This is a genomic window from Dethiosulfatibacter aminovorans DSM 17477 (genome assembly GCF_900142005.1).
Classification (GTDB): domain Bacteria; phylum Bacillota; class Clostridia; order Tissierellales; family Dethiosulfatibacteraceae; genus Dethiosulfatibacter; species Dethiosulfatibacter aminovorans.
On record NZ_FQZL01000023.1, the window covers coordinates 45,143 to 64,756 of the forward strand.

Here is a 19,614-nt window from a genome sequence, read left to right on the forward strand (position 1 = left end):
GCAGGTTGTCATACCAAATACAAGCCGTTTTAAGGGGGAAAAATAAATTGAAAATTCTTGCATAGGCATGAATATGGGTATATAATATCTTTAGGCCTTTAAGTGGAATGATTTGTTTAATTAAAATTGATTCATTTGGTTGCTTAAATTGAGGGAATGTATTTTAGTTTTTACGAACATCGTTTAAAGGAAATACAAAATTTTCGGAGGAATATATATAATGCAAAGAGGAACAGTTAAGTGGTTTGATTCAAAGAAGGGATTCGGATTCATTACAAGTGATGAGGGAACTGATGTGTTTGTACACTATTCAAAGATCGACAAACCTAACTTCAAGACTTTGGATGAAGGGGAAGCAGTAGAATTTAATGTGGTTGAAGGAGCAAAAGGACCACAGGCAGAAGACGTAAGAGGACTATAATCAAATAAGAAACAATAAAAAACAAACCTGGAAAACAATTTCCAGGTTTTTTATAATGCAATGTTTCTTTAATATACTCTTTTGACGCTGAAGCCGTTCTTGTTCATTGCAGCAATGATTTCGTTTATATGGGCATGGCCGTTTGTTTCGGTCGTGATCTCAAGCTGTACGTTTTCGAGCCTGTCCATAGCCTTGAACTGGTTGTGGTCCAGCTTTATTACATTTGCCCTCAGGTCCGACAATATCTGGGATACCTTGAGCAGCTGTCCCGGAGTATCGGGAAGGTCAACGCTGAAGCAGAATATTCTTCCCCTCGATACAAGTCCCTTGTTTATCATTGAAGATATCGTCACAACATCTATGTTTCCTCCGCTTAGAAGGCAGACTATGTTCTTGTTGGATACGGTAAGCTTCTTGAGTGCCGCCAGAGGAAGGACTCCTGCCGTTTCAGCAACCAGCTTGTGCTTTTCTATAAGCATTAGGAGAGCTTCCATTATATCCTGTTCCGATACTGAAATGATTCCATCCACATATTCTCTTGCTATTTCAAAGGGGAGATTTCCAAGCCTTCTTACAGCTACTCCCTCGGCGGATGTTTTTATATAGTCCAGATCCGTTATTTTGTTGTTGTCCAGAGAGGTCTTCATTGTAAGGGCTCCCTCGGGTTCGACTCCTATTACCCTTATGTTTGGGTTGATGGCCTTTACAGCCATGGCGACACCTGAAATCAAGCCGCCTCCGCCAACGGGAACAAGTATCTCGTCAACATCTTCAAGCTGTTCAAGTATTTCATATCCTATTGTGCCTTGGCCGCAAATAACATCGTAATCGTCAAAGGGATGTATAAACTCTCTTCCTTCCGATTCTGCAATCTCCATAGCCTTTGCATATGCATCATCATAAACATCTCCATGTATAACAACTTCAGAACCGTGCTTTCTTGTAGCGTCAATCTTTATCAGAGGAGTCACATTGGGCATTACTATTTTCGACGGGATACCCAGTGATTTTGCAGAATATGCAACACCCTGTGCGTGGTTTCCTGCCGAGGATGCCACAATCCCATTCTTTTTTGCCGACTCCGGAAGGTTCACAATCTTGTTGTAAGCCCCCCTGATTTTAAAGGATCCTGTAAACTGAAGATTTTCCGGCTTCAGATAAACATTGTTCCTGCATTCCTCGCTGAAGAAATCGCTGTAGATCAATTCAGTCTTTTTGATAGTTCCTTCAAGATTCTTGCATGCCCTTTTAATATCTTCCAATACTTCATTCAAATTAAACATATCATCTCTCGCTTCCAAACAACTCATTCTTTTCTCCTCCTGGTTTTAAGTCACAATTGTAGTTGAGTCAATTCATGAGATCTAAAGTATATAGATGGTTCAACTGTATACGATAGATTGAGTGAATTGTAACGAAACTTATTGTGAATTAAAACCTCCTTTCTTGAATGTTAAACATCCTTTTTTTATTTCCCTGCTCCTGCATACGGTTTGTTAACTTCCTTGTTGTCCGGGTCCGAGTGATCTGAATTCTAAGGGTTTCAAGCCTTTTGAAAATCATGTAAATAAAAAAACCCGTCTCTGTATAAAACAGAGACGGGATATCCCGCGGTACCACTCTAATTGCTCCGAAGAGCCACTCGTTTCAGTTCCAACAAACCTAAATCAATAACGAGATTAACCGGTGCACCTTACTGTAATTCGGGTACACTTCTCAGGAGTGATTTTCACTGTGATTTTGCTGTCGGTTTTCACCAGCCACCGACTCTCTACAAGCAATTGATCAGAGCAACTGTCTCCATCAAAGAATTTGCAATAAAATTTTTCTTACTTGTAATAATTCTAAATGGGAAAAGATTAATTGTCAAGTGAAAATTTTATCACGACATAAAATACGGCTGTTTCTGTTGCATAACCTAAAAGGTTTCACTAATCTGTTGAAAAGATTTGGGCGGCATGATATCCTGTATATAAGAATATGATTCGATAATTACGAATGAATGGAAATTCTCCTTGAGTAATATCCAATACAATGATAAAATATTGGAGGTTGCTAAATGATAATTTACGGAGTGTTAAAATGGGGAAAACTAGAGTTATTCAATCGCTGGACAAGGCAATAAACATACTGGAATTATTTAAACTAAGTTCAAGAGAATTGAGCGTAAAGGAGATTTCCGACGAACTTCAAATAAGCAAGAGTACGGCATTTGGCCTTATAAATACATTGAGTGAAAGAGGGTTTTTGCATCAGAATCCCGACAATCAGAAATACAGTCTTGGATTGGGCTTGCTTGAACTGGGAGAACTGGTCAAGAAGAACAATATAATCTATGAAAAGGCAAGACCGCATCTTGAAAAAATTGTCGATGAATTGAATGTTACAATGCATCTGGCTATAATTGAAAAGTTTGAAGTAGCCTATATCGATACTTTGGAAGGGAAAGGGTCCATTTTCATTAGTTCAAGGATAGGTACAAGAAATCCCGTATATTGCACCGGGGTTGGAAAATGCATGCTGGCCTTCATGAAAAAGGACAAGAGGGACAACATACTCAACAACATGGGTGAAATGGAAAAATATACTGAAAACACAATAGTTGATATGGATGAGTTTCTGAAGGAGCTTAACTCAATAGCAAAGGCCGGATACAGTGTTGACAATGAAGAATTTGTAACAGGCATCTTTTGTTATGCGGTTCCCATACTGAATAAATACAATGAAGCCATAGCCGCTATCAGTATTTTAAGGGCAATGCCGATCGTCAAGGATTTGGAACGCAACGAACTTATAGACATGATGAAAAAGGTTGCAGGGGAAATATCCAAAGACCTGGGCTATTGATTGAACAGCCAGGATTTTAAGTTGATTTAACAAAGATGTGAAAATTTTGAAATTATTTTACTGAAATGTGTTGACAAGTGTACGTCCAGGATGTATACTCGTATTTAAATAAAAGCTTTGAAAGAGAGAAAAATATCTGTTAAGCGGATACAGAGAGCTGATGGTTGGTGGAAATCAGTGATGCGGAGATATTATATGATCACTCTTGAGCTTCCGATTCGAAAGTATGACGAGTAGATGAGGACGTATGCCTGCGTTACAGGGCTAGGGTTCAAAGAAATGGAAATGAATTTCTTTCGACTTGAAGAGAGGCGGCTTTAAAAACCGCAAATAGGGTGGTACCGCGAAAGACCTTTCGTCCCTATATACATCTAGTTGATGTGTATAGAGATGAGAGGTTTTTTTTATACTCTTATTCAAGTCATGCAAAGCAATTATCAAGCTATAAGAAAATGGATGTTTATGCTGATGCTTAAACGGTCTAAAAAAGGAAGTTTTAATCAACAACAAGTTTCGTACTTATTCATGAAAGAGATGATGTACAGTAGAATCATCTATACTTCATCCCTTTCGTGAATAAACTCAACTTTGATGTTGCTTAAAACCAGGAGGTAAAAAATGGATTGTAGAAAAGTATGTTTTAATGTATCAAATGGGTTGGATTCGGCTGTAAGAGTATTGACGACTTTGAGAAGAAAGAATTTCACAGTGAAGGAATTCTCTATGAAGGAAGTAGACGGAGTATCAAGACTTGAGATTGCTGTTATTGATCATTTGAACCTTGGAATGGATCAGGCTATATTGTATGTGAAGAGACTTGTAGATGTTTCCGACGTAGTTGAAGTTGCTTGAGACTGATCTTATATTATTGTAAATAATAAGGGATGAATAAAAAGTTGAGATTTAGGAACAGGCTTGTCTGGTGATGATAATATGTAGTGTCTGGGTTTATCCGGATGCTGCATATTTAATGTGACTTACATGTTGATTCAAGGGCTGGAATTCACAGCAATCTTAACAAAAAATCATTAATAATCTATTGACTTAAAGTATATCAGGTTATATAATGTATACAAAATACAATGTACTGGAAATCAAGTACAATCATATAGGAGGATTTATTAAAATGAGCAAGATGTATTACAATAGCGATGCGGATTTAAAGGCATTCGACGGAAAGAAAGTGGCGGTTATGGGTTATGGTTCGCAGGGACATGCGCATTCATTGAACCTTAAGGATAATGGTGTAGATGTAGTTGTAGGACTATACGAAGGCAGCAAGTCAAAGGCTTTGGCTGAGGAAGCAGGTCTTACGGTTATGTCGGTTGCAGATGCTGCAAAGGCTGCGGATATAATTATGATTCTTCTTCCTGATACGAAGCAGAAGAAGATATATGAAGAGGAGATCGCTCCAAACCTTGAAGAAGGAAATGCTCTTGCATTTGCCCATGGATTCAACATCATATTCAATCAGATCGTACCACCTGCAAATGTGGACGTATTCATGGTTGCACCTAAAGGACCTGGACACCTTGTAAGAAGAGAATTTGAAAAGGGTGCGGGAGTACCTTGTCTTTTCGCGGTAGAGCAGGATTACACTGGAAAATGCAGAAGCACTGCTTTAGCCTATGCCAAGGGTGTTGGTGGAACCAGAGCGGGTGCAATAGAGACTACATTCAGGGAAGAGACTGAAACAGACCTTTTCGGTGAGCAGGCAGTTCTTTGCGGTGGAGCGTCAGAGCTTATCAAGGCAGGATTCGATACTCTTGTAGAAGCTGGATACCAGCCTGAGATCGCTTACTTCGAGTGCCTTCACGAACTGAAGCTTATAGTTGACCTTTTATACGAAGGTGGATTGGAAAAGATGAGATACTCAATAAGCAACACTGCCGAGTATGGTGACTACATGGTTGGAAAGAGAATAATCACTGACGAGACTAGAAAAGAAATGAAGAAGGTTCTTAAGGAAATCCAGACTGGACAATTCGCTCATGAGTGGATTCTTGAAAACCAGGCAGGATTACCTAAGTACTCTGCTATAAAAAGAAATGAAACTGAGCACCTGCTGACAAAAACCGGTAGAGAGCTTAGAAAAATGATGAGCTGGATAGAAGACTAGGAGGATTAAAATGGGAAGCGATTTAGTTAAATTAGGATTAGCGAAAGCACCCCATAGATCCCTACTGAAATCATCAGGGCTGACCGATGAGGAAATAAGCAAGCCTTTCATAGGTGTTGTAAACATGTTCAATGAAATTGTTCCTGGACATGTTGGCCTTAGAGACGTTGCGGAAGCTGCCAAAAAAGGTGTGCTGATGGCTGGAGGAACTCCTCTTGAATTTCCTGGGATAGCTGTTTGCGACGGAATAGCGATGAACCACGAGGGAATGAAGTATTCCCTCGCCAGCAGGGAACTTATTTGTGACAGTATCGAGACTATGGCCATAGCCCATGGACTTGACGGACTGGTCATTGTGCCAAACTGTGATAAGACTGTGCCGGCAGCCCTCATGGCTGCGGCCAGAATCAATATACCAACCATCATAGTAAGCGGCGGACCAATGCTTGCAGGAAGACAAGGAAACAAGGAAATTGACCTAATCACTGTTTTCGAAGGTGTTGGAGCAGTTACTGCAGACAAGATGGATATGGAAGAGATGAACTATATCGAAGACTACGCTTGCCCTACCTGCGGATCATGTTCGGGTATGTTCACAGCAAACTCCATGAACTGTATGACAGAAGCTTTGGGAATGGCATTGCCTGGAAACGGTACCGTGCCTGCTGTTTATTCCGAAAGGAAGAGGCTTGCAAAGCTTTCGGGAATGAAGGTGATGGAGCTGGTGGAGAAGGATATCAAGCCTAGAGACATCATGACAAAGGAAGCTTTCATGAATTCACTTGCATGCGATATGGCTCTTGGATGTTCAACAAACACAGTGCTTCACTTGACTGCAATTGCATATGAAGCAGATGTTGAAATGGACCTTAACATAATTAACAGCATAAGCCAGAAGACACCAAATCTTTGCAAGCTCAGTCCTGCAGGACCTTATCATATAGAAGAACTCAACGCTGCGGGAGGAATCTCGGCAGTAATGAAGGAACTTGACAAAAAGGGTCTTATCGACAAGTCTGTACTGACTGTTTCAGGCACTGTCGGCGAAAAGATAGAAAAAGCGGCAAGGATAGGAGACAAGATCATTGCTCCTGTTGAAAAGCCGTATTCAGAGACAGGTGGAATCCAGGTACTGTTTGGATCCCTTGCACCAGACGGAGCCGTTGTCAAGAAATCTGCAGTTGCAGAGGAAATGATGGACGTAGTCGCAAATGCCAAGGTCTTCGATTCCGAAGAGGAAGCTGTCGAGGCCATACTTTCCAGCAAGATCGTACCTGGAGACTGTGTTGTAATCAGATACGAAGGACCTAAGGGCGGACCTGGAATGAGAGAAATGCTTACCCCTACTTCTGCACTTGCAGGAATGGAACTGGACAAGCAGGTTTCACTCATCACCGACGGAAGATTCTCAGGCGGTTCAAGAGGAGCTTCGATCGGACACGTTTCACCGGAAGCATGTGAAGGCGGACCGATCGCCTTCATAAAGGATGGAGACAAGCTGATAATCAATATAAATGAAGGAATTCTTGATATTGATGTTTCTCCTGAGGAAATGGAAGAAAGAAGAAAGACAACAGAGATCAAGAAGATCACATACAAGGGTTACCTTGGCAAATATGCAAAGAGTGTAACGTCCGGATCTACTGGAGCTGTCTGTAAATAGAAGTATAATTATTTTATTTAAGGCAAATAAAAGCCAGACCTTGGTGTATAATATACATATGCCAAGACCTGGCTTTTAAAAACCTGATAAAGGTGAAAATTATTGGAACAACGAGAGGATTTACTTCTCGGTTTATCAAAGATTCTTATTGCAGACAAAATTTTAGGAGTTTTTGATAAGCTGAAAAAATTACAATACTAAAAATGAGATTTTAATCAACAGCAAGTTTCATACTTATTCATTCTACAAGTCGTATCGCATTGATACATTGCGATACACTGGTATCATGAATAAACTCAACTTTGCTGTTGTCTAAAACTAGGAGGAAAAAAATGAAGATTTCAGGTTCTAGAATAATATTGGAATGTTTGAAGGAGAAGGGAGTAGACACTATTTTCGGTTATCCGGGAGGAGCTGTAATACCTCTTTATGATGCTCTTTATGACGAACTTGATTATTTTAATCATATAAGAACATGTCATGAGCAGCATATGGTACATGCGGCAGATGCCTATGCAAGGTCTACGGGCAAGACCGGTGTAGTCATTGCTACTTCAGGACCGGGAGCTACAAATACGATAACGGGTATAGCTACTGCATATATGGATTCCGTGCCTATGGTCGTAATCACAGGGCAGGTGCCGAACATGCTTATAGGAAAGGATTCTTTCCAGGAAGTGGATATCACAGGCATGACTCTGTCCATTACTAAGCACAACTATCTATGCAGGGACATAAAGAATCTGGCACATACCATAAGAGAGGCCATGGATGTTGCAGCGTCTGGAAGACCGGGACCTGTTCTTGTAGACGTTCCCAAGGATGTATTCCTTGCCGAGTATGAATACGAGAGAACTGAAGAACCGGTGTACGTCGAGGAAAAGGTATATGTGGAAAAAGCATCCCTTGAAAGGGCTGCCGAGCTCATAAATAAATCAAAGAAGCCTGTCCTCTATGCAGGTGGTGGAGTGAGGATATCAAAGAACGACGCACTGATGATAGAACTCATTGAAAAGGTTGAAATACCTACGGTGAATTCCTTCATGGGATTCGGTACAATTCCAAGGGACCACAGGCTCTCCCTTGGCCTGGTAGGAATGCACGGACAAATCCACGCAAACCTTGCCGTAACTAACTGTGACCTTCTTATTGCCGTCGGAGCAAGATTCAGTGACAGGGTAATAGGAAAACCGGACCAGTTTGCTCCTAATGCAAAGATAATACATATAGACATAGACAGTACGGAAATTGACAAGAACACGCAGGACTGCGTGCCTTTGATTGGAGACATGAAGTATATACTTGAAAATCTCCTTGAAATGGTCGATGAAGCAAAGAGGCCGGAATGGCTTGAGGAGCTTGAGGGAATGAAGAGGGAAGAACCTGACAAGACCCTGTTTACACCTAAAAACATACTTGAAAAGACCAACGAATACTACAGCGACAATACTATAGTGACTACGGATGTCGGACAGCATCAGATGTGGACGGGACAGTACTGGAAGTTTAAGAAGTCAAATGAATTCTGTACATCGGGAGGCCTAGGAACCATGGGCTATGGACTGGGTGCTGCAATAGGAGCACAGGTTGGTAATCCTGACAAAGAGGTGCTTCTAATAACGGGAGATGCAAGTTTCAGGATGAACCACAACGAGCTTATAACAGTCAACAGATACAGGCTTCCTATCAAGATGATAGAGCTTAACAACCACTCCCTTGGAATGGTTAGACAGTGGCAGAGGATGTTCAGTGATGCAAGATATTCCGAGACGGATACCTTCGATGATGTGGATGGAAAAATGTTCCTGGAGTCATATGGAATCAAGTACTATCTTGCAGAGACGATGGAGGAGCTGGAATTTGCACTGAAGGAATCGGCTCATCTAAGGACGACGGTTTTCATTGAATGTCTGATAGATCATGATGAATCTGTATTCCCCATAGTACCACCGGGAAGACCGATCAATGAACTGTTGCTTAATGGTTAACAGCAAAGCTGTTATGGTTTTGTTCTTTTATAAAATGAAGAAGGCAGGCTGACCACCTGTTTTCTTCATTTTTTGTAGCTTAATAAAGCTAAAAATGAATAGTTCCATGAACTTTTGGAAATATGTATTTAATGAAACTTTCTTTTTTTCTTTCTTGATATACTCGGTTGATATATAATTATTGGTATTAGGAACATAATTGGAGGTGTTTTGATGATCAAGAAAATTGCAATTATTGGTCTAGGTGCCATTGGCGCAAGTGTTGGAGAACAGATAATTGGTAAAGGATATGACGTGAAGATTGTTGCAGACAGGAACAGGATAGAGAGATATGAAGAAACGGGAATATATGTAAATGATGAGAAAATAGATTTTGAATATCTAACGCCTGAAGACGGTGAAGTGATGGACCTGATTATCGTATGCACCAAGTTCCATGATCTTGAAAATACTGTCAGGGATATGGAAAACTTGGTTGGTGAAAACACTATAATCATTAGCCTTTTGAACGGCATAGATTCTGAAATGATAATTGGTGAAGCATATGGAATGGACAAGCTGATCTATTCATATATCAACAAGATTTCCGGAGTCAAGGAAGGGAACAGGATAAACAGGGGAGCCAAAGGAATTATACATATTGGTTCAGTTAGTGATATGGATGATTTGAAGGTTCGAGAAATAGCTGAGTTGTTAGACAATTGCGGTGTGCAGTATATAGTCGAAGAAAATATAATAAAGTCTTTGTGGTGGAAGCTCATGCTCAATGTAGGGGTGAACCAGCTGGCGGCTGTTTCCGGTGCAACCTATGGAGTGGTGGTGGAATTCCAGGAAGCAAGAAACATGATGGGTGCTGCCATGATGGAAGTGGTGAAGATATCGCAGGTCATGGGTACTGGACTGACTGAGGATGACATGAACTCATGCTTTTCGAATTTTGACAACCTGCCTTATGGGGGAAAACCTTCAATGCTTCAGGATGTGGAAAATAAAAGAAAAACGGAAGTCGAGATGTTTGCAGGAAGAATAATTGAGCTTGGAAAGAAATGCAGCATACCCACTCCTGTGAATGAATTTCTTTACAATGCAATCAGGCTGATTGAGAAAAGGTATTGAAAATACAAATGTAATGCATAATAGGAGGAACCCCTGAAGATAGATGATTATCCCAGGGGTTCTGTTTTGTTTATTAAAGTTTACTTCTCTCCGCATCTGACAAGAAGCTGTTCCCATCTCTTGTCTATGTCTGCCTGGATGGCTTCTATCAAGTGTTCGTTTCCCTTCTGGAAAAGGTGCTTGAATCTTCCCTGTGGCTTGAGGAACTCTTCGATTGGGAGCTTGTTCTTTGGCATGTAGTTGAGTTTCCACACTCCGTTTTCAACCTCGAACAGCGGCCAGAAGCATGTTTCCACTGCCAGGTTGCACATCTCCATAAGGTCCTCGGCAGGATATCTCCATCCCCTTGGACATGGAGCAAGAACATTGAGGAATGCCGCGCCATCTGTATATATGGCCTTCTCGGATTTCTCGTGGATGTCCTTGAAGTTCTTGATGAAGGTTGTCTGCGCCACATAAGGTATGTTGTGGTTTGCGATTATTGCAGCGAGGTCCTTCCTTGTCTGGGGCTTTCCAGCCGAGCATGTTCCTGAAGGTGTAGTAGTTGTATCCGCATACTGGGGAGTTGCAGAGGACCTTTGGATGCCTGTGTTCATGTAGGCTCCGTTGTCGTAGCATACGTAAACCATGTCGTGGTTTCTTTCCATTGCGCCTGAAAGGGACTGGAAGCCTATGTCGGCAGTACCGCCGTCGCCGCCGAAGGCGATGAACTTGAAGTCTTCCTTTACCTTTCCCTTTCTTTTCATTGCCTTGTGGGCAGCTTCGACACCGCTTACAGTTGCTCCTGCATTCTCGAATGCATTGTGTATGAAAGAATCCTTCCATGCAGTGTAGGGGTACATGAATGTGGAAACCTCAAGGCATCCGGTTGCACATCCTATGACCGCCTTGTCCTCTTCCTTGAGGGCCCTTGTCACGGCTCTTACGGCTACAGGTGCTCCGCAGCCTGCACACATTCTGTGGCCGCCGGCCAGTCTCTCCGGTTTTGCCAGTTCCTTCTTCAAATTGTAAGCCATTACTGTACCTCCTGTGTTCTAACTGAAAGGTATCTGTAAGTATCACCAGTATTTCCAGTTTCTATTATTTCAAATAATGAAGAGTATACTTCTTCTATGTTTTCAACCTTTACATCTCTTCCGCCAAGTCCATAGACGTAGTTTATTATCTTTGGTGCGTTTTCGGTTCCGTAAAGGGCAGACTTGATCTCTGCATTGAGAGGCCCTCCCTGGTTGCTGAAAGAGTCCGACCTGTCCATTACGGCTATTGCCTTGACATGCTTAAGCGCTTCTGCAATTTCTTCTCCGGGGAAAGGTCTGAATAGTCTTATCTTGAGAAGACCGACCTTCTTTCCTTCTTCCCTCAGCTTGTCTATTGCATCCTTGGCAGTACCTGCAGTTGAGTTGATTATTACTATTGCAGCATCTGCATCGTCAAGCCTGTACTCTTCGAAGAGACCGTAGCTTCTGCCTGTCATTTTTTCGAATTCGGCAGCAACCTGAAGTGCAACTTCCTTGGCATTTTTCATGCCCTCCACCTGAAGCCTCTTGTGTTCCATGTAGTACATTGGCGAATCGTATGGTCCTATTGACAGGTTCTGGCTTGCATCCAGAAGGTAGCTTTCAGGATTGTATTCTCCTACGAAGTCCTTGACCTTGTCGTCTTCTATAAGTTCTATATTCTCAACGGCGTGGCTTGTGATGAATCCGTCCTGACATACCATAACGGGAAGTTTTACATCCTTGTGTTCTCCGATTCTTACTGCCTGGATGAAGTTGTCGTATGCTTCCTGGTTGTTTTCAGAGTATATCTGTATCCAGCCTGCATCCCTTGATCCCATTGTATCGGAATGGTCTGCGTTTATATTTATAGGTCCCGAAAGGGCTCTGTTTACAGCTGCCAGTGTTATTGGAAGCCTGTTTGATGCTGCAATATAAAGGATCTCGTGCATGAGGGCAAGACCGCATGAGGATGTTGCTGTCATTGTTCTTGCTCCTGCTGCCTGTGAACCTACGCAAGCCGACATGGCACTGTGCTCGCTTTCTACAGGTACAAACTCCGTATCGACAAGTCCGTCGGCAACATATTTTGAAAAATACTGCGGTATTTCCGTAGATGGTGTAATAGGGAAGGCTGCAACGACATCCGGGTTGATCTGTCTCATGGCTGTAGCTACAGCTTCGTTTCCTGATAATCTTTCTCTTATAGCCATTTTATCCTCCTTATTTACCTTCCGGTACCATAGTTATGCAGTTTACCGGACATACCTTGACACAAACACCACAGCCTTTGCAGTGGTCGTAGTCGAATTCAAGTCTCTTTCCATCTTCAACTGGAATTGAAGTATCGGGGCATACAGGTACGCAAAGCAGACAGTGTATGCATTTGTCAAGGTCCACTACAGGCTTGTTTGTTCTCCAGTCGCCTGTCTTGAACTCTGCTGAGTTACCGCTTGCAAGCATGTCTCCGCCGGGAGTTATATCCTGCCATACGATGGTTTCGTCTATATTGGTTTTCTTATCCATTATTTAACCTCCTGAAGAGCAGTCTTTAAAGCTTTCATGTTTCCTTCTATAACTTCGGGCTTTGAAGCGAACTTGTGCTCGAATGAATGCTGCATTTCTTCTATGAATTTTTCCTCAGGCATTACTCCGCTTACCTTTACTATTGCAGCAAGCATTGGAGTGTTTGGGAAATATTTTCCCAGTGCCTCTTCGGATATCTTTCTTGCGTTTATTGTGTAGATTCTTCCTTCATAACCCTGCAGGTATGGTTTTACATCTTCAGGTGATTTCTCCGTATTGATTACTATTGCTCCTTCTTTTTTCAGTCCCTTTGTTACAGGTATTGACTCAAGAAGGGTTTCGTCAACAACTACTACAAATTCAGGATCGTATATATTTGAATGTACCCTTATTTTATTTTCGCTGATTCTGTTGTAGGCTGTAATTGGAGCTCCCATTCTTTCCGGACCGTATTCTGGAAATCCCTGTACATATTTGCCGGTATTGAAAGCAACGTCGGCAAGCAATAATGATGCGGTTTTTGCTCCCTGGCCGCCTCTTCCGTGCCATCTGATTTCGGTAATTTTCGACATTAAAATTCTCCTTTATTTTTGGTCATTAAGTCTATGATACAGCAACACATGTGTTTTGTCGACGGTAAAATGCAGGAAAAACAATAAAATTCCAATGTGTTTGCAGATTTCACATTGATTATTTATATGTTTGTAAATTGAATACAATCATATGAAAATCGAGTACAATCTGCAATGTTTCTTCAAGCGATGATTAGGGAATCTAATATTATTTGAATTCTTAAAACCCTGCTGACCATTAGTGACTGTAAGATTTGTTGTCATAAAATTATATTGACATGCTATTAATCTGGGAATATTCTGAATAAAGAGGAGTTCGGCAAAAAATCATACAAGAGAGGCAAAGACTATGGGAAATGAAAAACTTGAAAAACTTTTTGAAACAGAAAGATTGAATATTTTTGAAGCTGTGGAATTCGAAATAGACAGGGTGATGACAATCGAGGAAGACCCTGAAAACAGGGACTACATATGGCAGGGTACCTATGAGGAACACCTTGAGGAAATAGGAAGCGACGAAGCATATCTTCTCACCTTCAAGAAAAAGGAAGATGACGGGCTGGTGGGGTACTGTCTCATTAGACTGGACAAGGCTTCGGAGGTGTTCGAGCTCAGGCGCATTGCCATTACCGAAAAGAAAAAGGGATACGGAAGGGAAGCCATGAAGGGGCTGTTCAAGTTCTGTTTCGAGGAACTTAAGATGAACCGTTTCTGGCTTGATGTATATCCCCACAATGAAATAGGTTTATCCTTGTACAAGAGCCTGGGAATGTTCTATGAAGGAACGCACAGACAGTCATACAAGAGCGAGAAGGGATATTTGGATCAGATGATATTTTCCATGCTGAAGAGTGAGTATTTTAGAGACTGAGGGAATCCTAAAGGGGAAGAAGTGCGGTAGCATCAAGAAAATTTTGACAGAGCCGAAATATCGGCTCTATTTATTTTGGTTTTTATATTGCAGGATGAATCTAAAACAAAAGCTGTATCTCGTATATGGCATTGTAGTAATCCTCCAGATACTCCTCGTATTCGAAGGCTATTACAACCTTTGGATCTGTTTTGTGTTTTGCTTCAATATACTTAATAAGTGGAGATACATCCATGCTTTCGTTCAGTATTCTGGCGCAGTAGCAGATATAGTCTCCTTCAGGAAGAGTACTGATATGCGGTGATTCCATATCCGGCTTGACGCTGAGCAGCATTGTTTCTGAAATCTGATCTGAAACATTGTTAAGAAGGGATTCGTAATCCATGAAATAACCGTACTGCCTGAAATACTTCAATTTTCTGAATTTCTTTGAATAAAGGCTGCTGTGGAGAGCTATGTCCATTTCTTCTATGGTTTTTTCCTCAGAGTCCAATGTCTTGAAGACGTATCTTTCTGGAAAGTGACGCTTGTATATGAGGTTGTCCATATCGCTGATGTCTGAAGAAGAATAGTATGAATCCATCCATTCGATTTTGTCAATTATATCCTTTATTCCTTCAATCTCTTTTTCCTTTTCTTCCTTGATTTCCTGTAGAATCGCTTTGAAGTCGCTGCCGTCTCCGGATTCAAAGACTCTTCTTATCTGTCCAAGGGACAGTCCAATGGAACGGAAGTATTTCAATCTGCTGATGTAATGGAACTGGTCGAAGGTATAGTAGCGGTAGCCCGTTGATTCATCAATGTATGAAGGTACTATGAGGTTGATCTTGTGGTAGTGGCGTAATGAATGAACAGATATGTTGTATATCTTGGATACCTCTCCTATGGTATAATGCTCCTTCAAATGAAGTCCTCCTTTAAATCTGATAATAGGATAATAATAAACTTAATATAAGAGTTTTGTCAAATATGACTTTAGGGAATTAATCCACGAACTCTAGCACTATGCTAGAGTTTGTGTTGTTTTTGGAAATAAACTTGAGTTATGTATATTTATTGAGCCGTTTAAGCGATCAAATCCAATAGATTTTCTGAAAAACAGGTTTATTTACTAGAAAAAACAGTATATAAGCACTTGACTCTAGAACGATTTCATGGACTAAAGTGTAGTTAAACCGGTTAAAATGATTTGCAAACGCTATTATTCAGGAGGCTTAAAATGGATACAAAATTTATGACTGAGCTGACTCATTTGGGTGCCAGTGTCGACTTGCCATCGTCTTCAAGGCCCAAGGTTGCTCCGATATACATGAGTTCGGCATATGTATTTGACAGTTCAAAGACTTGCAATGATGTCAGCTATGAAAGAAAAGAAGGTTATTTGTATGGCAGCTATGGAAATCCTACAACAGATTGTTTAAAGGAAATTATTCAAAATCTGGAATGTGGAGAAGCGGCAGAGGTATTTTCATCAGGCATGAGTGCGATTACTCTGGCAATAATGTCTCAGGTGAAATCAGGTGACCATATTATAGCAAACAGTGTAATCTATGGAAATTCGTTTAAATTCCTAAAGAGTGAACTTGAAGGACAATACAATATAGAAGTGACCATGGTTGACTTGAATGAAGAGAATCTTCATGAGTACTTCAAGGACAATACCAAGCTTGTATATGCTGAATCCATATCGAATCCCTTGATCAATGTTCTTGATATTGAAAGAATATCAAAGATTGCACATGATTACGGTGCAAAGCTTCTTGTAGACAATACCTTTGCTACGCCAATTGTTTGTCAGCCTTTGAAGCTTGGTGCGGATATAGTGGTGCACAGTGCAACAAAGTTCCTCAATGGACACAGTGACATAATGGCTGGTATCGTAGTGTCGACAAAGGAAGTGATGGACAGGGTGATAGACTTGTCCCGTACATACGGCCCTATTATCAGTCCCTTTGATGCGTGGCTCTTGACAAGGAGCATGAGAACCCTGGAACTCCGGGTAAACAAGCATTGCGACAATGCCATGAAGCTTGCCCGGTACCTTGAATCAAACGACAAGATTGGAAAGGTCTTCTATCCTGGACTGGAATCATTTGAAGACCACGGGCTTGCTACTGAAATTTTCAATAATGGACAATATGGAGCCATGCTTGCCGTTGATCTGGGAAGTCTTGAAATGATAGAAGAATTCATCAAGAGGTCAAAGCTCGCAAAGATTGTTGCAAGTTTGGGATCCTTCACAACATCACTGTGCGATACCACAATCACCCACAGCGGAATGACAAGGGAAGAGAGAATAGAGATGGGTCTTCCTGACGGACTCTTAAGAATTTCCACAGGTCTTGAAAATATAGAAGACATCATTGAAGAATTTGATATGATTATAAATGAAATTATGAAAGAAGGAGTATTGATAAACCATGGATAATGCAAGAAGAAAACCAACCATAATTGAAGCATTAATACCTGTAATCCTATTGGTCGCAAGTATATTTTATGCAGTGTTTTTCGTGAAAGCGGATGCTCACATACCTTTGTTGTTGGGTGCCGTATATGCAACCTTGCTTGGTATCTACAGACTGGGTTATACCTGGGATGATATTGAAAAGGGTATATTGAAGTCAATAGACGGATCAATGCAGGCAAGCATAACATTTTTGACAGTAGGACTAATAATCGGTACATGGATATTGAGCGGCACTGTTCCAGCTATGATCTATTACGGGCTTAAGGTATTGTCTCCAAAAATCTTTTTGGTGGCATCCTGCATAATGTGTTCGGTTGTATCTTTGGCTACTGGATCATCCTGGACGACTGTCGGTACCATTGGTATTGCATTGATGGGTATTGGAGGAGTTTTGGGCGTACCTCTGCCGATCGTTGCAGGTTCGATAATATCAGGCGCATATTTTGGAGATAAAATGTCTCCTCTGTCAGATACTACAAACCTGGCACCGGCTATGGCTGGAACTACTTTGTTTGAACATATCAAACATATGGTGTATACAACAGTGCCATCGATGTTAATATCATTGATACTGTATGGATTTTTAAGCATGAAATATTCAGGAAGCAGCCTGGATCCCAGTTCGATTACAAAGTTAACCGATGCATTGTCAAGCAGTTTCAATATAAGCCTTGCATTGCTCATTCCGCCTATAGCAGTAATTGTAATGGTAGTTATGAAGAAGCCTGCAATTCCCGTATTGATAATCGGAGCTGTACTGGGTGGAGTATTTGCAGCGATATTCCAGGGTGCTACATTCGGAGACATTATAAGTGCGGCACATTACGGATACTATTCTGAAACTGGAATCGAAGTTATAGACAATCTTCTGACAAATGGCGGACTTGACAACATGATGTGGACCCTTTCCCTGATGCTTTGCGCAATGGTACTTGGAGGAGTATTGGATACGGTTGGAGTACTGGAAGTAATAGCAAATGGAATTCTGAAGTTCTCGAGAGGTGTGGCAGGACTGATCGGATCTACGGTTATTTCCTGTATAGCTGTTTGCTTCATGACCGGAGACCAGTATCTTGGCATAGTAATACCTGGAAAAATGTACAAACCGGCTTATGAAAAAATGAGACTTCATCCCAAGAACCTGTCCAGATGTCTAGAGGATTCGGGTACTCTCATATCGCCATTGGTACCATGGAGTTCATGTGGAGCATATATGTCTACAATGCTTGGTGTAAGTACTTTTGCATATCTTCCTTTCACATTCCTTTGCTTGTTGAATCCTATAATTTCAATATTATATGGAATAACAGGGTTCTCAATAGAGAAATTGCCTGAAGAAGTTGCAGAAGCAGTGATGTAAATCGTAGAACAAAACATCTGTGTTGAAATAGAGCCTTATGGGGCTCTATTTCATTGCAAGTATTTATATTTTGCTGCAAACTCATTCTTTATTTTCAGAAAAACTGAATATCACTGAAATGGCTCGGAAGTATAGATAGGTTTTTTCAAGAAAGTAGAAAAGAGCCGTAATCCGGCTCTTTTCTGGTCAGTTTGAGATATCAATCTCTGAATTTATTAACAGATCGTAACTGGGCTACGATATCTGACTTGATAATGAAATGCTTTTTTTCAAATCTTCCCTGAAATCGGGGTGAGATATATTTATGAGAGCCTCTGCCCTTTGGGCGAGTGTTTTTCCTCTAAGGTCTGCAACACCATATTCGGTAACAACATAGTTTACATCGTTTCTTGATGTAGTTACTGCAGATCCTTCATCAAGGGTAGGTACAATTCTGGATACCTTTCCGCCCTTTGCTGTTGAAGGTATGGCTATTATTGATTTGCCATCCGGACACATGCTTGCTCCCCTTACGAAGTCGACCTGTCCGCCTACGCCGCTGAACTGCTTTGGCCCAATGGTCTCGGAGTTTATCTGTCCCATAAGGTCTATCTGTACGCATGAATTTATTGAAATCATCTTCTCGTTCTGGCAGACTACGGCTGGATTGTTTGTATAGTTTACAGGGTGCATTTCAAGCTCCGGATTGTTGTGGGCAAAGTCGTAAAGCTTCTGTGTACCCATGAGGAAGGTTACAATCATCTTTCCTCTGTTGATTGACTTGGCATTGTTTGTAATGACTCCTGCATTGTAAAGGTCCACAACACCGTCGGATATCATTTCAGAATGTATACCCAGATCCTTTTTGTCTTTTAGGAATAGCAGGACGGCATCGGGAATTGACCCTATTCCAAGTTGCAGTGTCGACCCGTCTTCTATAAGCTGGGCGCAGTTTTCGCCTATCATTCTTTCGATATCCGTTATAGGCTTGGGCTCCAGTGTTGGAAGGTCGTAGCTTGACTCTATGATATGGTCTATCTCGGATATGTGGATGAATGAATTGCCATAAGTCTTGATCATCCTGTCGTTTACTTCTGCTATGACAATCTTTGCCTTCTTGGTTGCCATAAGCGTGTAGTCTACCGATGTACCAAGGCTGACGTAGCCGTGCTCGTCAGGCGTGCTCACAGTTATCATTGCCACGTCAACGGGTAGATAGTCTTTTTCGAAGAGTCTTGGAACTTCGAAGAAGAAGCATGGGGTATAGTCTGAAAATCCATCGTGAAGACTTTTTCTTGTAGGCCCTCCCATGAATATTCCATTGAGCCTGAAATGGCCGTCCATTTCCTCGGAACAGTATTCAGATTTTCCCAGCGGTACCATGTGGACCATCTCCACGTTCCTCAGCTCTTCCTTCCTGTCCATAAGAGCGTCAACCAGAAGCAGAGGCTCTCCCACGCAATGGCCTAGAACTACCCTGTCATTTGATTTTACTACCTTCACAGCTTCAGCCGGGCTGGTAAGCTTGGATTTGTATAAATTCCTCATAATATCCTCCTAGTCTTTAAGCCACAATATAGTTGAGTCAATTCATGAAATCTATAGTATATAGTTGAGTCAATTCATGAAATCTATAGTATATAGATGGTTCAACTGTATACGGTTGATTGAGTGAATTGTAACGAAACT

At 41.3% G+C, this 19,614-nt stretch carries 17 protein-coding genes and 2 other annotated features; of the genes, 10 read left to right on the forward strand and 7 right to left on the reverse strand.

Translation table 11 applies throughout. The annotated features are described in order from the left end of the window. Positions 1-220: 220 nt before the first annotated feature. The gene (locus BUB05_RS13435) at positions 221-421 is read left to right on the forward strand and encodes a cold-shock protein (protein ID WP_073050134.1); all 201 of its coding nucleotides are present in this window, start codon (positions 221-223) and stop codon (positions 419-421) included. Positions 422-489: 68 nt separating this feature from the next. Here the strand turns inward: BUB05_RS13435 and ilvA are convergent, their stop codons facing one another. Then, positions 490-1,731, reverse strand: a complete 1,242-nt coding sequence (gene ilvA, locus BUB05_RS13440; RefSeq protein WP_073050135.1) for a threonine ammonia-lyase — start codon at positions 1,729-1,731, stop codon at positions 490-492. 281 nt (positions 1,732-2,012) lie between these two features. Next, positions 2,013-2,237, reverse strand: a binding site (T-box leader). Positions 2,238-2,503: 266 nt separating this feature from the next. On the opposite strand from ilvA, the gene BUB05_RS13445 reads away from it, so the two are divergent. The 6 genes from BUB05_RS13445 to BUB05_RS13470 all read left to right on the forward strand — a co-directional run bounded on the left by BUB05_RS13445 (position 2,504) and on the right by BUB05_RS13470 (position 10,154). Then, positions 2,504-3,268 carry an IclR family transcriptional regulator gene (locus BUB05_RS13445; RefSeq protein ID WP_073050136.1) on the forward strand — a complete coding sequence of 255 codons (765 nt, stop codon included), beginning with the start codon at positions 2,504-2,506 and terminating at the stop codon, positions 3,266-3,268. A gap of 108 nt (positions 3,269-3,376) precedes the next feature. After that, positions 3,377-3,634: a binding site (T-box leader), on the forward strand. A gap of 252 nt (positions 3,635-3,886) precedes the next feature. Further along, positions 3,887-4,120 carry an ACT domain-containing protein gene (locus tag BUB05_RS13450; RefSeq protein ID WP_073050137.1) on the forward strand — a complete coding sequence of 78 codons (234 nt, stop codon included), beginning with the start codon at positions 3,887-3,889 and terminating at the stop codon, positions 4,118-4,120. Between the two features lie 274 nt (positions 4,121-4,394). Beyond that, positions 4,395-5,387, forward strand: coding sequence for a ketol-acid reductoisomerase (ilvC, locus tag BUB05_RS13455; RefSeq protein ID WP_073050138.1), 993 nt, complete (start codon positions 4,395-4,397; stop codon positions 5,385-5,387). A 10-nt stretch (positions 5,388-5,397) separates the two neighbouring features. Beyond that, entirely contained in the window at positions 5,398-7,050 is a 1,653-nt protein-coding gene (ilvD, locus tag BUB05_RS13460; RefSeq protein WP_073050139.1) for a dihydroxy-acid dehydratase, read from the forward strand. 332 nt (positions 7,051-7,382) lie between these two features. Further along, positions 7,383-9,038, forward strand: coding sequence for a biosynthetic-type acetolactate synthase large subunit (gene ilvB / locus BUB05_RS13465; RefSeq protein WP_094762943.1), 1,656 nt, complete (start codon positions 7,383-7,385; stop codon positions 9,036-9,038). Between the two features lie 213 nt (positions 9,039-9,251). Next, the gene (locus BUB05_RS13470) at positions 9,252-10,154 is read left to right on the forward strand and encodes a ketopantoate reductase family protein (protein ID WP_073050140.1); all 903 of its coding nucleotides are present in this window, start codon (positions 9,252-9,254) and stop codon (positions 10,152-10,154) included. 80 nt (positions 10,155-10,234) lie between these two features. Here the strand turns inward: BUB05_RS13470 and BUB05_RS13475 are convergent, their stop codons facing one another. From BUB05_RS13475 to BUB05_RS13490, 4 genes are read right to left on the reverse strand one after another with little or no spacing between them, the layout of a single operon-like run. Further along, complete coding sequence (locus BUB05_RS13475; protein WP_073050141.1) at positions 10,235-11,170, reverse strand: thiamine pyrophosphate-dependent enzyme; 936 nt, start codon at positions 11,168-11,170, stop codon at positions 10,235-10,237. After that, positions 11,170-12,363, reverse strand: a complete 1,194-nt coding sequence (gene porA / locus BUB05_RS13480) for a pyruvate ferredoxin oxidoreductase (RefSeq protein ID WP_073050142.1) — start codon at positions 12,361-12,363, stop codon at positions 11,170-11,172. Before porA ends, BUB05_RS13475 begins: the two co-directional genes overlap by 1 nt. Positions 12,364-12,373: 10 nt before the next feature. Continuing rightward, entirely contained in the window at positions 12,374-12,676 is a 303-nt protein-coding gene (locus BUB05_RS13485; RefSeq protein ID WP_073050143.1) for a 4Fe-4S dicluster domain-containing protein, read from the reverse strand. Beyond that, on the reverse strand, positions 12,676-13,248 hold the full coding sequence (locus BUB05_RS13490) for a 2-oxoacid:acceptor oxidoreductase subunit gamma family protein (protein WP_073050144.1): 573 nt from the start codon (positions 13,246-13,248) through the stop codon (positions 12,676-12,678). The genes BUB05_RS13485 and BUB05_RS13490 overlap by 1 nt, the downstream gene beginning before the upstream one ends. Before the next feature lie 349 nt (positions 13,249-13,597). Between BUB05_RS13490 and BUB05_RS13495 the strand changes: the two genes are divergently transcribed. Beyond that, positions 13,598-14,119: a GNAT family N-acetyltransferase gene (locus tag BUB05_RS13495; protein WP_073050145.1), complete on the forward strand. Its 522-nt coding sequence runs from the start codon at positions 13,598-13,600 to the stop codon at positions 14,117-14,119. A 100-nt stretch (positions 14,120-14,219) separates the two neighbouring features. On the opposite strand, the gene BUB05_RS13500 is transcribed toward BUB05_RS13495, so the two are convergent. Beyond that, positions 14,220-15,023, reverse strand: coding sequence for a MerR family transcriptional regulator (locus BUB05_RS13500; RefSeq protein ID WP_073050146.1), 804 nt, complete (start codon positions 15,021-15,023; stop codon positions 14,220-14,222). A 315-nt stretch (positions 15,024-15,338) separates the two neighbouring features. On the opposite strand from BUB05_RS13500, the gene BUB05_RS13505 reads away from it, so the two are divergent. Next, entirely contained in the window at positions 15,339-16,547 is a 1,209-nt protein-coding gene (locus BUB05_RS13505) for a trans-sulfuration enzyme family protein (protein WP_073050147.1), read from the forward strand. Then, on the forward strand, positions 16,540-17,946 hold the full coding sequence (nhaC, locus tag BUB05_RS13510; RefSeq protein WP_073050148.1) for a Na+/H+ antiporter NhaC: 1,407 nt from the start codon (positions 16,540-16,542) through the stop codon (positions 17,944-17,946). The genes BUB05_RS13505 and nhaC overlap by 8 nt, the downstream gene beginning before the upstream one ends. Before the next feature lie 234 nt (positions 17,947-18,180). On the opposite strand, the gene BUB05_RS13515 is transcribed toward nhaC, so the two are convergent. After that, positions 18,181-19,473: an acetyl-CoA hydrolase/transferase family protein gene (locus BUB05_RS13515; protein WP_073050149.1), complete on the reverse strand. Its 1,293-nt coding sequence runs from the start codon at positions 19,471-19,473 to the stop codon at positions 18,181-18,183. Positions 19,474-19,614: the final 141 nt, after the last annotated feature.

What these genes read in the sequence shown, in the direction of transcription:
- BUB05_RS13435 (WP_073050134.1), top strand. Translation starts at nt 221, where the DNA reads ATGCAAAGAGGAACAGTTAAGTGGTTTGATTCAAAGAAGGGATTCGGA.
- ilvA (WP_073050135.1), bottom strand. Translation starts at nt 1,731, where the DNA reads ATGAGTTGTTTGGAAGCGAGAGATGATATGTTTAATTTGAATGAAGTA.
- BUB05_RS13445 (WP_073050136.1), top strand. Translation starts at nt 2,504, where the DNA reads ATGGGGAAAACTAGAGTTATTCAATCGCTGGACAAGGCAATAAACATA.
- BUB05_RS13450 (WP_073050137.1), top strand. Translation starts at nt 3,887, where the DNA reads ATGGATTGTAGAAAAGTATGTTTTAATGTATCAAATGGGTTGGATTCG.
- ilvC (WP_073050138.1), top strand. Translation starts at nt 4,395, where the DNA reads ATGAGCAAGATGTATTACAATAGCGATGCGGATTTAAAGGCATTCGAC.
- ilvD (WP_073050139.1), top strand. Translation starts at nt 5,398, where the DNA reads ATGGGAAGCGATTTAGTTAAATTAGGATTAGCGAAAGCACCCCATAGA.
- ilvB (WP_094762943.1), top strand. Translation starts at nt 7,383, where the DNA reads ATGAAGATTTCAGGTTCTAGAATAATATTGGAATGTTTGAAGGAGAAG.
- BUB05_RS13470 (WP_073050140.1), top strand. Translation starts at nt 9,252, where the DNA reads ATGATCAAGAAAATTGCAATTATTGGTCTAGGTGCCATTGGCGCAAGT.
- BUB05_RS13475 (WP_073050141.1), bottom strand. Translation starts at nt 11,170, where the DNA reads ATGGCTTACAATTTGAAGAAGGAACTGGCAAAACCGGAGAGACTGGCC.
- porA (WP_073050142.1), bottom strand. Translation starts at nt 12,363, where the DNA reads ATGGCTATAAGAGAAAGATTATCAGGAAACGAAGCTGTAGCTACAGCC.
- BUB05_RS13485 (WP_073050143.1), bottom strand. Translation starts at nt 12,676, where the DNA reads ATGGATAAGAAAACCAATATAGACGAAACCATCGTATGGCAGGATATA.
- BUB05_RS13490 (WP_073050144.1), bottom strand. Translation starts at nt 13,248, where the DNA reads ATGTCGAAAATTACCGAAATCAGATGGCACGGAAGAGGCGGCCAGGGA.
- BUB05_RS13495 (WP_073050145.1), top strand. Translation starts at nt 13,598, where the DNA reads ATGGGAAATGAAAAACTTGAAAAACTTTTTGAAACAGAAAGATTGAAT.
- BUB05_RS13505 (WP_073050147.1), top strand. Translation starts at nt 15,339, where the DNA reads ATGGATACAAAATTTATGACTGAGCTGACTCATTTGGGTGCCAGTGTC.
- nhaC (WP_073050148.1), top strand. Translation starts at nt 16,540, where the DNA reads ATGGATAATGCAAGAAGAAAACCAACCATAATTGAAGCATTAATACCT.
- BUB05_RS13515 (WP_073050149.1), bottom strand. Translation starts at nt 19,473, where the DNA reads ATGAGGAATTTATACAAATCCAAGCTTACCAGCCCGGCTGAAGCTGTG.